Genomic DNA, 15118 nt, shown 5'->3' on the forward strand with positions numbered 1-15118 from the left:
TCGAGAAGTGAGTGCATGGTGCCGACGGCTGAAGATCCCCTCGAGACCCAGCGCGATGTGGCGTCGAACGTCGCCTCGGAGTTGACAGCGGCTGGATTCGAGGAGGCGCACGAGATCGGGCACGGCGGCTTCGGGGTCGTCTACCGGTGTGTTCAGCCGGAGCTCGACCGCACGGTGGCGGTCAAGGTCCTGACCGCCGAACTCGACGAGGAGAACACGGCGCGGTTCTTCCGTGAGCAGCGGGCCATGGGCAGGCTGACCGGACACCCCAACATCGTCAATGTCCTCCAGGTCGGTGTCACCGGAAGCGGTCGTCCTTACATCGTGATGCCCTACCACCCGCAGGATTCACTCGACGCCCGGATCCGGAAGAGCGGTCCGCTTCCACTGGGCGAGGTCCTTCGGCTCGGTGTGAAGATCGCGGGGGCTCTGGAGACGGGGCACCGCCTCGGCATCCTCCATCGCGACGTCAAACCCGCCAACATCCTCCTCACCGACTACGGCGAACCCGCGTTGACCGACTTCGGGATCGCGCACATCTCCGGGGGATTCGAAACGGCGACCGGAACGGTGACGGGATCGCCGGCGTTCACGGCACCCGAAGTTCTGCGGGGCGATCCGCCGAGCCCGGCCTCGGACATCTATGGCCTCGGCGCCACGCTGTTCTGTGCGGTCACCGGTCACGCGGCGTTCGAACGCCGAAGCGGGGAGCAGGTCATCGCACAGTTCCTCCGGATCACCTCGCAACCCGTACCGGATCTGCGGGAGAAGGGCATTCCCGCGGACGTGAGCGCGGTGGTCGCGCGCGCGATGGCAGCGAACCCCGGTGATCGACCCGCGACTGCCGCGGAACTCGGTGACGCGCTGCGGCAGATGCAAGCAGACAACGGGCTCCCGGTCGACGATATGGCCGCCCGGCACGGTGCGCCCGGCCGATCGCAGGCGAAGTCCCGTCTCCCAGCGCAGCCCATGGCGCATTCGCTGATCGGCGCCGACGGTAACCTGCCACTGGAACTGACCAGCTTCATCGGTCGGCGACATGAGCTGACGGAGGCGAAGGCGAAACTGTCCGATGCGCGCCTGGTGACACTGACGGGCATCGGCGGTGTCGGGAAGACGCGTCTCGCGCTCCGTGTCGCCGCCGACGTTCGACGTGGATTCGCCGACGGTGCGTGGTTGGTGGAACTCGGTGAATTGCACGACGAATCTCTTCTGGTCGACGTCGTCGCGGCGGCACTGGGCCTGCGGGACGGGCCGGCGAGTTTGTTGAAAGACACCCTCGTCGATTTCCTGGCCGCGCGCCGGATCCTGCTCGTATTCGACAACTGTGAACAGGTGGTCGGCGCGGTCGCAAAACTGTCCGAGAGCTTGCTTCGTAGCTGTCCGGATGTGCGGATCCTGGCCACGAGCAGGGAACCTCTCGGGATCGGCGGAGAAGTCGTGCTTCGGGTTCCCCCGCTGACCGTCCCCGACCCGGCCCGTCCCTCGTCCCTTCAGACAATGCCCCGGTACGACGCAGTCACGTTGTTCGCCGACCGCGCCGCCGCCGCGGTGCCGGGCTTCGAGCTCACCGAGGAGAACACGGACACGGTGGCGCGGATCTGTCAGCGACTGGACGGCTTGCCACTCCCGATCGAACTGGCGGCGGCGCGGCTGCGTGCCATGTCGACCGAGCAGATTCTGCGTCGCCTGACGGACCGTTACGCTCTGCTGACCCTCGGCAGCAGGGGCGCACCCACACGGCAGCAGACTCTGCGTCTGTCGATCGATTGGAGTTACGAGCTCTGCACGCAGCAGGAACAGCAGTTGTGGGCGTGGCTGTCGGTGTTCGCCGGGAGCTTCGAACTCGACGCGGCCGAAGGCGTGTGCGCAGAAGCTCCTTCTGCCGAAGACCTGCTCGATACGGTCACCTCGCTGGTGGACAAGTCGATCCTCATCCGTGAGGAGTCGGCCTCGGTGGTCCGGTTCCGCATGCTCGAGACGCTTCGTGACTACGGCAGCGAGAAGTTGACGGAAGCCGGCGAAGCCGACCGGCTGAGGAGGCGGCACCGGGATTGGTACCTGCAGTTGGCCGAGGATGCGAGGGCGGAGTGGATCAGCCGCGAGCAGGTGGCATGGATGCGCCGCCTCGCCCGCGAGCAGCCGAACCTGCGGGAGGCGATGAAGTTCTGTCTGGCCGAGGCGCATTCGGCGTCGGGGTTGCGAATCGCGACCGCATTGTTTCGGTTCTGGCTCGCCCGAGGCATGTTCAGCGAGGGCCGGCACTGGCTCGACCGCTTCCTGGAGATGTCGCCGGTCGAGGTCAGCGAGGAACGGGTCGCAGCGCTGTACGGAAACAGTGTGCTGGCCGAGGCCCAGGGCGACGTGGCTGCCGGAGCGTCGCTGGTAGCGGAAGGGAAGACGCTCGCGGCGCAGACGGACAACGTCGCGATCCGCGCGCACATCTCTCATTCCGAGGGTGTGCTGAAGTTGTTCAGGGGTGATCTGCCCGGCGCGCTCGAGTGTTTGGAATCGGCCCTCGAAGTGTGCGGGGACTGTGGCGAGCCCGCCGTGCACATCGAAAACCTGGACTCCCTCGGAACCGTGAGGGCACTGCTCGGAGACTCAGCTGGGGCGATCGAACACTACGAGAGTGTCCTCGAGATCACGGAATCGACCGGCGAGTCGATGTACCGGTCGCACACGATGTGGGCGATGGGCGTAGCCCTGTGGCGTCAGGGCGATGTTCGGCGGGCGTCCCGGTATATCGAGGACGGGCTCGCATTGGCCAGGCGGGTCGACAGCGCGGTCACCGTGGCAACCTGCCTGGAAACGTTGGCGTGGATCGCGGGTGACGGCGATCCACGACGCGCCGCGGTCCTCATGGGAGCGGCGGAGTCGCTGGCGAAATCCAGGAGAAGCTCCACGGTGCTGTTCCCCGATTTGCTCGTCTATCACGAGGAGTGCGAACAGCGCGCGCGCAGTGCCCTCGGAAGGAAGGAATACGAGTCGGCGTGGGACGAGGGCAGGACGCTGGTCGTCGACGACGCTGTGGCGTTCGCGCTCGGCGAGCAGTCGCCGAAGCGTCCTTCCTCCTCACGCGGGACGGCCGACCTGACGAAACGAGAGCGAGAGGTTGCCGACCTGGTGGCCGAGGGCTTGACCAACAAGCAGATCGCTGCCCGGCTCGTTATTTCACCTCGCACCGCGCAGGGGCACGTCGAACATCTCCTCGCCAAGCTCGGCTTCGCCTCTCGGACTCAGATCGCCGCCTGGGTCGTGGAGCATGGTCGGACCTGATCACTGCTGCTGCCTACCTACCCGATCGGGTAGGTGCCGGACCTGCCCTTCGGTCAGTGTGCGCGTCCGTCCCTGCCCGTAGAGTCGAGGTTCAGCGCTTGTAACCTGGATCACATCATGCGGGCGTGGGAGGAGTGTCGTCTTGTCTGTGTCGTATCCAGTCACCCGAACCACCGCTACGGACCGGCTGGTCAAATTCCATGCACCGGAAATCGTCTTCGGTGTCGGGTCGATGGTCGAGGCCGCGCACGCCGTCCTCCGCCTGGGCGGCTCGCGGCCGATGCTCGTCACCGACCCCGGGTTGATCGACGCCGGCTGGGCCGCTGAACTGCAGGACCAGCTCCGGGAACAGGGACTGACGCCCGTTGTGTGGAGTGCGTTGACGCCCAATCCGAAGGATCACGAGGTCGCGGCCGGTCACGAGGCCTACCAGGAAGGTGGATGCGATGTCTTGATCGCGCTGGGAGGCGGTTCGGTGATCGATGCCACCAAAGGCATCGCGGTTCTCGCCGCGAACGGGGGCAACATTCTCGACTACGAAGGGGTGGATCAGGCGACCAGTCCCATCCCTCCTCTGGTCATGGTCCCGTCCACGTCCGGCACCGGTGCTGACGTGTCGCAATTCTGCATCGTGACGGACACGGCCCGCGGTACCAAGATCACGATCATCGGCCGCGCGCTGGTTCCCGACGTCACCGTGATCGATCCCCGCCTGCTCACGACCATGCCGGAGTGGCTCAATGCGGCCACCGGGCTCGACGCGCTCACACACGGCATCGAGGCGTTCGTCTCGCTGGCGCACAACCCGCTCACGGACCATCACGCGCTTCGCGCGATCGGTCTGGTCACCGACACCCTGGTCCACACCATCGAAGACCCGCTGGAGATGGAGCCGAGGGCCGTCATGGCCCAGGCGAGCCTCGAAGCGGGCCTGGCCTTCACCAACGCCATTCTCGGTGCGGCGCATGCCATGAGCCATCAGGTCGGTGGTCTGCTCGACCTGCCGCACGGCGTGATCAACGGTGTCCTGCTTCCACACGTGATTCGGTTCAATGCGGCCAGCGACGCTGCCCCGTTCGTGGCGATCGCGGCGGCTCTCGGACTGGAGGAACATCGCGGAACCCCAGAGGAAGCGGCCCTCGCGGTCGCGGACCGAGTGGAGCGTTTGGCGCGCGAGGTCGGGGTGCCGCGAGGACTGGGGCAGTTGGGTGTGCGTGAAACCGACCTTCCGCGGCTCGCGGAGTTCGCCCTGCGGGACGCCTGCATGTCCACCAATCCGCGGACGGCCACACACCAGCAGATGGTGGCACTTTTCCGGACTGCGATGTGAGCCCGATGAACGCCCCAGACCTCTCGACACTCACCGGACTCCGGTCGGGTAAACCGACGTTCTACCCGCAGTACCGCGGCGCCGCCGAACGTCTCGAGCGCGTCGTCCATGCGCTCGAGCTCATCTCCCGCGCGCTGGTGCGAACGGTCGAGGGGCCCGAGACGTTGATCTGCGCGGTGGCCGAGGCGGCGCGCGCTCACCTCGACGCGCGCTGGGTGGCATTCGCCCTGGCGGACGGCATGCTGCCCGATGCCGGTCCCCGCCGGCTGGTTCTCGGACCGGACGCCACCCCGTTTCTGGTCGACAACGTCGAGGGACCCCCGCTGCCGGACGAGGTGGTCATGTGCCTCGGCGACATCAGGTCCGCCCGCACCAGCAGGGCGCCCGTCATCGACGCGCACCATGCGTTCGTGCCGATCGTGCTCGAGGGCGGAGTGGTGGGAGCCTTTGCTGCGTGGACGGCGCCGCACCGCACCCTCGACACCACCGATGGTGCGGTACTGAGTATCCTGGCGAGCCAGACCGCGGTAGCCCTGCAGAATTCGGCGCTCTACCAGCGCGGGCAGCGCCTCCTCGAACACGCCGAGCACGCATACGCGGAGGCGCGGCGGACCGCGTCGGATCTTGCGGTCCGCAACGCCGAACTCGAGTCCACCCAACGTCAGCTCGGGGCCGCGCACCGGCATCAGGTACTCGACGAGGAACGCCACCGCATCGCCCGTGAGCTCCACGACAGTGTCACGCAGGCGGTACTGTCGGCCGGAATGCAGATCGAGGTGTGCCGGAGCGGAGTGCCCGACGACGAACGTCGCGAAAGACTCGACCTGGCCAAGGATCTCACTCGTCGCGCGGTCGAGCAATTACGCTCGGCCATCTACGCGCTCAATCACTCCAAGAGTTCGGACCGCACGTCGCTGCCCGGAATGCTCGAGCAGCTCGGTGTGGTGCACATGCCCGACGACCTCGAGGTCAGCGTCCGGGTCGGCGGAACACCGGCGGAGCTGTCGTGTGACCGCGAGCACGCGCTGCTGCGCATTGCCGGCGAGGCCTTGTTCAACGCTGCTGTCCACGCCAACGCGACGCGCGCCGTTCTGCGCCTGACCTATTCGGCGGATTCTGTACTCCTGTCCGTCGCCGACGACGGGGACGGGGATCCGAAGCAGATGCGGCTCATGTTGCGGATGGCGGCAAAGAACGACCTGGACGGACACCATCGCGGTCTGGCGAACATGCAGGCCCGGGCTGCGGAATTCGGTGGAACCTTCGAAGTGGCCAGGGCGCGACTCGGCGGAGTGCGAGTGGCTGCGCGAATTCCTCTCGGCGACAGACCTTCCGGGGGAGACAACGACAACGAGGTGGAGCGATGACGATGCGAACTCCGATGCAGGACGAGGCGAGGTCTGCACGAGCAACGTCGGTGGTCCGGCTCGTCCTCGTCGACGATCACGCGATTCTTCGGCAGGGGCTGCGATCCGTACTCGAGCGTGAACCGGATCTCGAGGTGGTCGGGGAAGCGTCCACGAGCGGGGAGGCACTCGACGTCGTCGGGCAGGTGAAACCCGACGTCGTGTTGATGGATCTCAAGTTGTCGGCGGCATCCGATTACGAGGGGCTCGTGCTGTGTGCGCAGTTGTCGTCCGCGAACAAAGGACTGGGACTTCTGGTGCTGACGACGTTCCTCGACGAGCAGCTGGTGGTCCGTGCCGTGCAAGCCGGCGCCCGGGGATACGTGGTGAAGGATGTGGACACGACCGAACTGGTGCGCGCCATCCGCGCGGTCTCGCGTGGAGAAAGCGCATTCGACTCGCGGAGTGCTTCCGCGGTGATCCGGTCGCTGAACGGGCAGACGACCCCGCGGGAAGGACTCACGGAGCGCGAACTCGAGGTCCTGCAACTGCTGGCCACCGGGTTGTCGAACGCGAAAATCGGTGAACGGCTCTTCATCTCGGCCACCACCGTGAAGTTCCACGTCAGCAACATCATGCGCAAGCTCGACGTGGGCAGGCGCGCGGAGGCCGTGTACGAGGCGGGCAAGCTCGGACTGATCTGAAACAGCAGTGACCGGTAGTCGATCGGCGTACCGTCCGTACCATGGCTGCTGCGATTTCGGTGGAGAAACTCGTGAAGACGTTCGGCGCCACCCGCGCGCTGGACGGCCTGGATCTCGAGGTGCGCGCCGGTGAGGTGCACGGTTTCCTGGGGCCGAACGGCTCCGGCAAGTCGACCACCATCAGGGTCCTGCTCGGACTGCTCCGCGCAGACTCGGGTACCACGCGTCTACTCGACGGGGATCCGTGGCGTGATTCGGTGTCGTTGCACCGCAGGCTCGCCTACGTTCCGGGTGATGTGAATCTGTGGCCCAATCTCACCGGGGGTGAGGCGATCGATCTCCTCGCGGGGTTGCGCGGCGGTCTCGACGAGGCCCGGCGTGCAGAACTGCTCGAGCGGTTCGAACTCGATCCGACGAAGAAGGCGCGCACGTACTCGAAGGGCAACCGGCAGAAGGTCGCGCTGGTGGCCGCATTCGCGTCCGACGTCGAACTGTACGTGCTCGACGAACCGACGTCCGGGCTGGATCCGCTGATGGAGTCGGTCTTCCAGGACTGCATCGAGGAGATGTCCGACTCGGGGCGGACGATCCTGTTGTCGAGTCACATTCTCGCGGAGGTCGAGGCGCTGTGCGATCGGGTGAGCATCATCCGCGAGGGCCGAACCGTCGAGACCGGCACATTGGCGGAACTGCGTCATCTCACGCGTACGTCGATCACGGCCGAGACGCAGCGGCCGGTGACCGGACTCGAGAGCATCGAGGGGGTCTACGACGTGCGGGTCGACGGCCTGCACTCTCGATGTGAGGTGGACACCAGTGCGATCGACGGGGTGCTCCGCCACCTACTGTCGTTCGGCATCTCGTCGCTGACGTCGACGCCACCGACGTTGGAGGAGTTGTTCCTACGGCACTACGGGGACGAACTGGCCCGGGAGGGCGAAAACCACCGGCGCGCCGAATCCGGGGCGCAGACACGATGAGCGCCGTGACGGCGCCGGTGAAGGTGGGGCGCGGCCAGTACGCGGGAACCGCCCGGCTGGTGCGGCTCGCGCTACGCCGTGACCGTATCCAGCTGCCGGTGTGGTTATTCGCACTCGCAGCGCTGCAAGCGTTCTCGGCGTCGAGTGTGCTCGGCCTGTATCCCACGGAGGGTGACCTGCGCAGCTTCGCGGTGGCCACTGCGGCGTCACCGGTTGCCCTGGCCACCAACGGTCTGGTGTCCGGGTACAGCGTCGGTGCCGTGCTCGCCAGCCAGATCGTCATGCCGCTGTCTCTCGCTGCCGGCCTGATGACCACCCTGCTCGTCGTGCGGCATACGCGGCAGAACGAGGAGACCGGCCGCGCCGAACTCGTCGAGGCCGCCGTCGTCGGGCGCAGAGCCTTGCTGACGGCCGCACTGGTTGTCGCGGTCGGCGCCAATCTGGTTCTCGGACTGATCAACGTCGTCGTTCTGGTCGCGGAGGGTCTGCCGTTCGCGGGTTCTGTGGCTCTGGGCGCGGCTGTCGCGGGGGCCGGCATCGCGTTCGCCGCCGTCGCCGCGGTGACCGCGCAGGTGACGGACAGTGCCCGCACCGCCAACGGACTGGCCGGCGCCGCGCTGGGTGTGGCGTTCCTGTTTCGTGCAGTGGGCGACATGACAGGGGCGGTGACGGAAAACGGCACCCGGGTGGTGAGTAGCTGGCCGACCTGGCTGTCGCCGATCGGCTGGGCCGAACAGGTCCGTCCTTACGACGACAATGCCTGGTGGGTGCTGGTGTTGCCCGTCCTGTTCGCACTCACGGTCGGCTCGGTCGGCTTCGCCCTCACCGAACGCCGGGACATCGGCTCGGGCCTCGTACCGACCCGCCCCGGCCCCGCCCGCGCGTCCGGGTTGTTGCCGACGCCGCTCGGATCGGCGTGGCGGATACAACGGACGATCCTGTTCTGGTGGGCATTCGGCATCACCGTCCTCGCCGTGGTGTACGGCGCAATCGCGGACCAGATCGACGACTTTCTCGGCGAGGGCGAGCAGGTGGCCGACATGATGGAGCAGCTCGGTGGCGGCACCACCGACATGGTCGATGCCTACTTTGCCGCCATCTTCGGCATGATGGCGATCGCGGTTGCGGGTTACGCCGTACAGGCATTACTCCGAATGCGGGGTGAGGAATCGGCGGGACGACTCGAACCGGTTCTCGCGACAGCGCTCTCACGTCCGAGGTGGATGCTAGCGCATGTAGGCCTGGTCGTGTCGGGAATCGTTGTCCTGCAGGCACTGACCGGGGCGGCAACCGGGCTCGCGTACGGTCTCGTGACCGACGACGTACCGGGAAAGGTGGTGCATCTGACCGGTGCTGCTCTGGTCTTCGTGCCTGCGATCGCAGTGGTCGCGGCCGTGGTGGTGTTGTCGTTCGGTGGTGTCCCGGCCTGGTCGACCGGGATCTCCTGGGGCGTGCTCGCCGCCTGCCTGATCTTCGGATTCCTCGGACCACTGCTCGGTCTGCCTCAGGCGGTGCGCGACTTGTCACCGTTCACGCACGTGCCCGCCGTTCCCGCGGCGGAGGTGACGGCCGCTCCGCTCGTGCTGCTCGCGACGATCGCCGTCGTCGTGATCGCCGTCGGGGTGGTGCTGTTCCGGCGACGCGACATCACCAGTTCGTAGACTGCGCGAGGTCGTCGAGGGGTACGGCGAGGACTCGGGCCAGAGCTGCAATTGTCGTGAATGCCGGAGTGGGCATCCGGCCGGTCTCGATCTTGCGCAGAGTCTCCGGTGAAATCGCCGCCTCCTGAGCCACTTCGGCGAGAGTGCGATCGCCCCGGGCACGGCGTAGATACGCCCCCAGGCGCTGACCTGCCGCGAGTTGGGCCGGAGTGAGCGGGAGACGCACCATGCCACCAGCCTACTCGACGGTGGTATGAAAATACCGGACGATCGACTATGGTGGTATTTTAATACCGGCTATCGGGTCGGATGGAGAGGAAGATCTGTGCTGGAATTGAAGACCCCTCGGGAGATCGAAGCGATGCACGTCACCGGTGTATTCATCGCCGAGCTGCTCGACGACCTCGCCTCCCGGGCCGAGCCGGGGGTAAACCTGCTCGAACTCGAGCACCGCGCCCGCCAGCTGATCGCCGACCGCGGTGCCCAGTCGTGCTACTGGGATTACGCGCCGTCATTCGGGCGAGGGCCGTTCCGCAATGTCATCTGTTTGTCGGTCAATGATGCAGTGCTGCACGGGCTTCCGCATGACTACGTCCTGCGTGACGCAGACCTGCTGAGCATGGATATCGCGGTATCGATCGACGGGTGGGTCGCCGATTCGGCGCGGAGTGTGATCGTGGGTGTTCCGCGGCCGGGGGACGAGCGTCTCATCGAGGCGACCGAGCGTGCCCTGGCGGCGGGGATTGCCGCTGCGCTGCCCGGTAACCACCTGGGCGACATCTCTGCTGCGATCGGCGCCGTCGCCGCCGACTACGGGTACCCGGTCAACACCGAATTCGGTGGCCACGGACTCGGGCGCACCATGCACGAAGACCCCCACGTGTCCAACATGGGACGCGCCGGACGTGGTCTGAAGCTGAAGCCGGGTTTGACTCTTGCACTCGAACCATGGCTCGCCGCCGGCACCGACAAAATCATCTACGACGACGACGGGTGGACCATCCGATCGGCCGACGGGTCCCGTACCGCGCACAGCGAACACACCATCGCCGTCACCGACGGCGCGCCACTCGTGCTGACGTGTCGGGATTACGTCGCGGCCCCTGAGTAGTGGTCCGGCGGCTGTTGAAACCCTGCGCGACAATGTGATTCGCCCTGGCTATTGCTCTGGTGGCCTGCAGGTGCTAGAATCGAACAAAGTTTCGAACAGCCTTGGGGGAGGTTGATTATGGGGGGAATTGTTGTACCGGATCTGGACGAGGTGCGTGCGTTCACCGCACGGCTTCGTCTGGCTTCTGTCGACGGCGATGCGGGGTTGGGCATCGATCTACTCGATGCGATCGAGACGTTGAAATCGGTCGGCTGCGCAGTGCAGGCGGTGATCACCGACGAGGTCGCCACGAGTATCCGACAAGACCGCAAAGCTCGACAACTGCCCCGGTCCGAGTGGGACCGGGGGATTGCGTCGCAGATTGCATTGGCGCGTAGGGAATCTCCGAACCGAGGTGGCCGGCATCTGGGGTTCGCGCGGGCGTTGGTGCATGAAATGCCGCACACCCTGGACCTGTTGCGATCGGGTCGGTTGAACGAATGGCGGGCCACCCTGCTCGTGCGCGAGACAGCCTGCCTGTCAGCGCATGATCGGGGGATCGTCGATCGCCTGTTGTGCGCGGACCCAGGCATTCTCGACGGAGTCGGCGACCGGGGTCTGGTTGCACGAGCGAAAGCCCTCGCTGTCGAGCTCGATGCCGCGGCGGTCGTCCGAAGGCACCGCAAGGCAACCTCGGAGCGACGGGTCACCACCCGTCCGGCGCCGGACTCGATGGCGTATCTCAGCGTGTTGATGCCTGTGGAACAGGCTGTCTGCCTGCAGGCCACACTGGGCCGGGACGCCGACAGTCTCATCGCCACCGGCAACAGTGGTGGCCGCAGCCGCAATCAGGTGATGGTGGATTTGTTGTTCGCGCGCGGCACCGGAGCGTCACTGGCGTCCGGTGTGCCGGTGTCGGTGAACCTGGTGCTGTCGGACGAGTCGCTGCTGGCCGGCGGCCACGAGGCAGCCCACCTGCAGGGGTTCGGGCCGGTGCCGGCGGGGATAGCACGACACATGGTGGCTGACGCCATCGATGGAGTTGCCGAGACGGCATTGCGGCGGGTGTATTCGTGCCCGCAGTCGGGGGCGCTGACGGCGATGGAATTCCAGTCGCGCACGTTCCCGAAGAGCCTGAAGACGCTGATCGATCTCCGGGACCGCACCTGCCGCACACCGTGGTGCGATGCCCCGATCCGCCATCACGACCACATCCGCTCGTACGGCAACGCGGGTGCGACCAGCGCGGACAACGGGTCCGGGCTGTGCGAGGCCTGCAACTACGCGAAGGAAGCACCGGGATGGAATGCCCGCCCACTACGCAATCTCGGCCGCACCCACCTCATCGACCTCGGCACCCCGACCGGACACCACTATCGCTCCACGGCCCCGCCGCTACCGGCGGCCGCGCACCTGCGCGCATCGTGAGGCGGTCAGCAGTCGATGACGAGCCAGCCGCCGTGGTGTTCGAACACCTCGAACGGGCGTCCTGTCGCGTCGCCGAGCTTCGTGAGCGACCGGGTGTCGAAGGTGCGGATATGTCCGTGGCACGCGGTTGCCTCGTCCTCATAGGGGACAGCGACGACAACCCGGTCGCGGGCAACGCGGAGGGCCTCGGATATCACCGCGGTACCGATGCTGTCGTCGACGTGTTCGAGGAGGTGGATGGCGGTGACGGTGTCGAAGCTGTCGTCGGGAACCGGTACGTGCGCGGCGTCGCAGACGAGGGTGTCCAGGTCTAGTCCGAGCTCTGGTGCAACGGCGTCGAGGAGGGTCATGGTGCCGGGCAGAATGTCGGTCGCCGTGACGGAGCGACCCGCGCGGGCGAGTCGCAGGGGCAAGAATCCGAAGCACGACCCGAGGTCCAGGACGGAACCGCGGACGAGTTCCTCCGCCTTCTCGTGGATCGGTGCGAAGTCGGCGGTGCCGTCCAGCAATTCGGCCAGAGAGTTGCGGTAGTAGACGGTCCAGGCTTCGAGCGCACCGTCGACGGTGGAGCGAACAAGCCCGACCATGGTCGACTCGAATTCGTCCTGACCGAAGTCGGCGTCCTCGATCGACGCAGTGACCGAGGCCACGAGCCGCTCGCTCAGATCCTCCGGTGTCAGGGCATGCCGCACCCGCAGGTGGTCGCCGTCGCGGGCGAGCGTGAGCGGTCCGGCGGCGACGCGCTCTACCGTGACGTGGCCGTGTGACCAGAGACCGGATTCGCACGGAGCGAGAGAGTCGAAAGCGGGGGTGTCGAGAGTGGAGGACATTCGAGGCAACCTTGCCTAGTGGTGGTGGCGGGAGAACATCAGGTTCGTGTGTCGGGCTCGCCGAGGGAACTCAGCCCATCGTAAAGCGATTGCATTCCGCTGGCGAGTAGTTCGTTCAGTTCGAGCGAATCGTCATCGAGCCACTGCTCGTATGCCGACATTGCAACGCCCAGTAGGAGATAACCGACAGTGCGCGGAATGTGGTCGGTGGGTGAGACTCCGAGTCGGCCGGCCACGTACTCGGCGATGACGTTGCGCCATCCTTCGTACATCACCACCGAATATGCCTGCAGCGCAGGTACCCGCAGAATGAGGCCCATCCGCTTGCGGTGATTGACTTCCTCGCTTGCAGGGAAGGCGTTGAACTCGAGGAGGGCGGCCGTGAGGCCATCCGCGATCGGTATGTCGTCGGGCTGTGCGGCGAGTTGAGCGCGCATCTCGGCGAGGTGGGCGTCGAAATCGCCCCACGGGATCGCATTCTTGGACGGGAAGTAGCGAAACAGGGTGCGCCGGGCGATGCCGGATGCCTCGGCGACCTCGTCGACGCTGGTGGCGTCGAACCCTTGCCGGGTGAACAGCTCGATCCCCACCGTACTGATCCGGTCCTGCGTTGTGGACGGGCGTCGCCCTATCCGACTGGCTGGTTTTCGACGACTTTTCATGTTTCGTCCCTCCCGGTCTGTCATTCTGCACTCGATGCCATTACAGTGGTGAGGCGAGTCACAGAAGGGTCCTTCTATGACGGGAAGCATCTCAGTGACTCGCCTACGTATCACCGAACAGTAGGAGGAAATCATGTCCGATCGTGACAACAACGTGCTGGAGAACGACCTCGTCGAGGAATCTCTCGTCGAAGAGGTGTCGATCGACGGCATGTGCGGCGTGTACTGACATGCCCGAAGCACCCGCAGCGACCGGTACAGCCGGTATCGATCTCGATGTGGGCTGGAAGCTTCATCCGCAGGTGGCGCTGCGTCCCGAGCCGTTCGGGGCGCTGCTCTACCACTTCGGGACACGCAAGCTGTCGTTCCTGAAGAACCGCACAATCGTCGCGGTGGTGGAGGCCCTTCCCGACCACTCCGACGCCCGGTCCGCATTGCGGGCGCAGGGCATCGGGGACGACACCGCTCCGCAGTATGCGCGAGCCCTCGGCACTTTGGCCGAGTCGCACATGATCGTCCCCGCCTGACCAGCTCTCTTCGCCCCGTATCAGAGGATCCAGCCCATGACCTCCATGCTCGAAAGGCCCTCCGCCCCGGTCGGCCGACTCGTCGACCAGTTCGAACTGGGGCTCGACGCCCCGATCTGCCTCACGTGGGAACTGACCTACGCGTGCAACTTGTCGTGTGTGCACTGCCTGTCCTCGTCGGGGCGGCGTGATCCACGGGAGCTGAGCACCGAGCAGTGCAAGGCGATCATCGACGAACTGCAGCGTATGCAGGTGTTCTACGTCAACATCGGTGGCGGCGAGCCCACCGTGCGCTCCGACTTCTGGGAGCTCGTCGATTACGCCACCGCGCACCAGGTGGGAGTCAAGTTCTCCACGAACGGGGTGAAGATCGACAAGAAGGTTGCCGCCCGGCTCGCGGCAAGCGACTACGTCGACGTGCAGATCTCCCTGGACGGCGCGACGGCCGAGGTCAATGATGCCGTTCGTGGTCCGGGATCGTTCGCGATGGCGGTGCGGGCGCTGGAGAATCTGTCCGAGGCCGGTTTCAAGGACGCCAAGATCTCCGTGGTGGTCACCCGGCACAACGTGTCCCAGCTCGACGACTTCAAGGCCCTGGCGGACAAGTACGGCGCCACCCTGCGCATCACCCGGTTGCGCCCGTCCGGCCGAGGAGCGGACGTGTGGGACGAGCTGCACCCCACCCAGGCGCAGCAGCGTGAGTTGTATAACTGGCTGGTCGCCAATGGTGACGGCGTGCTCACGGGCGACTCTTTCTTCCATCTATCCGCTTACGGTGAAGCGTTACCGGGTCTGAATCTCTGCGGCGCCGGCCGGGTAGTCTGCCTGATCGACCCGATCGGCGACGTCTACGCGTGCCCCTTCGCCATTCACGAGCAGTTCCTCGCCGGAAATATCGTGGCGGACGGCGGCTTTCAACATGTGTGGCAGCACTCCGACCTGTTCCAGGAACTGCGGTCTCCGCAGACCGGGGGAGCGTGCAGCAAGTGCGCCCACTACGACTCCTGCCGCGGCGGCTGTATGGCCGCGAAGTTCTTCACCGGGCTTCCGATGGATGGACCCGACCCCGAATGTGTTCAGGGATACGGCGAGGCGGCGCTCGCAGGTGAGCGCGGTGACATTCCGAAATCCAGCGTCGACCACTCCCGCACCGGCCAGCGCCGGACCCCCCGGGCACCGGTTCCGCTGACGTTGATGGTGCGTCCGCCCGCCAAGATTTGTGACGAGAACCCGCTTGCGGGAATGGAACAGACGTAAACCGTCTGTCGGTATGAGAGGTTT

Annotated in this window: 14 protein-coding genes; 11 read left to right on the forward strand and 3 right to left on the reverse strand. The window is 66.0% G+C overall.

Annotated features, from left to right (window positions below; genetic code table 11):
• The first annotated feature begins 15 nt into the window (after nucleotides 1-15).
• The 6 genes from JQT59_RS17285 to JQT59_RS17310 all read left to right on the forward strand — a co-directional run bounded on the left by JQT59_RS17285 (nucleotide 16) and on the right by JQT59_RS17310 (nucleotide 9300).
• Nucleotides 16-3279, forward strand: a complete 3264-nt coding sequence (locus JQT59_RS17285; protein ID WP_213577118.1) for a protein kinase domain-containing protein — start codon at nucleotides 16-18, stop codon at nucleotides 3277-3279.
• A 142-nt stretch (nucleotides 3280-3421) separates the two neighbouring features.
• Entirely contained in the window at nucleotides 3422-4609 is a 1188-nt protein-coding gene (locus tag JQT59_RS17290; protein ID WP_213577119.1) for an iron-containing alcohol dehydrogenase, read from the forward strand.
• Between the two features lie 5 nt (nucleotides 4610-4614).
• Complete coding sequence (locus JQT59_RS17295) at nucleotides 4615-5976, forward strand: MadS family sensor histidine kinase (RefSeq protein ID WP_283254078.1); 1362 nt, start codon at nucleotides 4615-4617, stop codon at nucleotides 5974-5976.
• A complete protein-coding gene (locus JQT59_RS17300; RefSeq protein ID WP_213577120.1) occupies nucleotides 5973-6659 on the forward strand; it encodes a MadR family response regulator transcription factor in 687 nt (228 codons plus the stop codon). The genes JQT59_RS17295 and JQT59_RS17300 overlap by 4 nt, the downstream gene beginning before the upstream one ends.
• Before the next feature lie 41 nt (nucleotides 6660-6700).
• Entirely contained in the window at nucleotides 6701-7639 is a 939-nt protein-coding gene (locus JQT59_RS17305) for an ABC transporter ATP-binding protein (protein ID WP_213577121.1), read from the forward strand.
• On the forward strand, nucleotides 7636-9300 hold the full coding sequence (locus JQT59_RS17310) for an ABC transporter permease (RefSeq protein WP_213577122.1): 1665 nt from the start codon (nucleotides 7636-7638) through the stop codon (nucleotides 9298-9300). Before JQT59_RS17305 ends, JQT59_RS17310 begins: the two co-directional genes overlap by 4 nt.
• Here JQT59_RS17310 and JQT59_RS17315 read toward each other — a convergent pair.
• Nucleotides 9287-9529 carry a helix-turn-helix domain-containing protein gene (locus JQT59_RS17315; protein ID WP_213577123.1) on the reverse strand — a complete coding sequence of 81 codons (243 nt, stop codon included), beginning with the start codon at nucleotides 9527-9529 and terminating at the stop codon, nucleotides 9287-9289. The genes JQT59_RS17310 and JQT59_RS17315 overlap by 14 nt on opposite strands.
• A 96-nt stretch (nucleotides 9530-9625) precedes the next feature.
• Here JQT59_RS17315 and map point away from each other — a divergent pair, with 96 nt between their 5' ends.
• Nucleotides 9626-10411, forward strand: coding sequence for a type I methionyl aminopeptidase (gene map, locus JQT59_RS17320; RefSeq protein ID WP_213577124.1), 786 nt, complete (start codon nucleotides 9626-9628; stop codon nucleotides 10409-10411).
• Nucleotides 10412-10528: 117 nt separating this feature from the next.
• Complete coding sequence (locus JQT59_RS17325) at nucleotides 10529-11818, forward strand: DUF222 domain-containing protein (RefSeq protein WP_213577125.1); 1290 nt, start codon at nucleotides 10529-10531, stop codon at nucleotides 11816-11818.
• A gap of 5 nt (nucleotides 11819-11823) precedes the next feature.
• Here JQT59_RS17325 and mftM read toward each other — a convergent pair whose 3' ends face one another.
• Together mftM and mftR are read right to left on the reverse strand one after the other, a co-directional pair.
• The gene (gene mftM, locus JQT59_RS17330) at nucleotides 11824-12648 is read right to left on the reverse strand and encodes a mycofactocin oligosaccharide methyltransferase MftM (RefSeq protein WP_213577126.1); all 825 of its coding nucleotides are present in this window, start codon (nucleotides 12646-12648) and stop codon (nucleotides 11824-11826) included.
• Nucleotides 12649-12686: 38 nt separating this feature from the next.
• A complete protein-coding gene (gene mftR, locus JQT59_RS17335) occupies nucleotides 12687-13310 on the reverse strand; it encodes a mycofactocin system transcriptional regulator MftR (protein ID WP_109331699.1) in 624 nt (207 codons plus the stop codon).
• 133 nt (nucleotides 13311-13443) lie between these two features.
• Here mftR and mftA point away from each other — a divergent pair, with 133 nt between their 5' ends.
• The 3 genes from mftA to mftC are packed head-to-tail and all read left to right on the forward strand — an operon-like array spanning nucleotide 13444 to nucleotide 15094.
• Complete coding sequence (gene mftA / locus JQT59_RS17340) at nucleotides 13444-13539, forward strand: mycofactocin precursor MftA (RefSeq protein ID WP_005573048.1); 96 nt, start codon at nucleotides 13444-13446, stop codon at nucleotides 13537-13539.
• A 1-nt stretch (nucleotide 13540) separates the two neighbouring features.
• Nucleotides 13541-13837, forward strand: coding sequence for a mycofactocin biosynthesis chaperone MftB (mftB, locus tag JQT59_RS17345; protein ID WP_109331694.1), 297 nt, complete (start codon nucleotides 13541-13543; stop codon nucleotides 13835-13837).
• A gap of 36 nt (nucleotides 13838-13873) precedes the next feature.
• Complete coding sequence (gene mftC, locus JQT59_RS17350; protein ID WP_213577127.1) at nucleotides 13874-15094, forward strand: mycofactocin radical SAM maturase; 1221 nt, start codon at nucleotides 13874-13876, stop codon at nucleotides 15092-15094.
• Nucleotides 15095-15118: the final 24 nt, after the last annotated feature.

The sequence above is a fragment of the Rhodococcus sp. USK13 genome, from assembly GCF_018343855.1.
Lineage (GTDB): Bacteria > Actinomycetota > Actinomycetes > Mycobacteriales > Mycobacteriaceae > Rhodococcus_F > Rhodococcus_F oxybenzonivorans.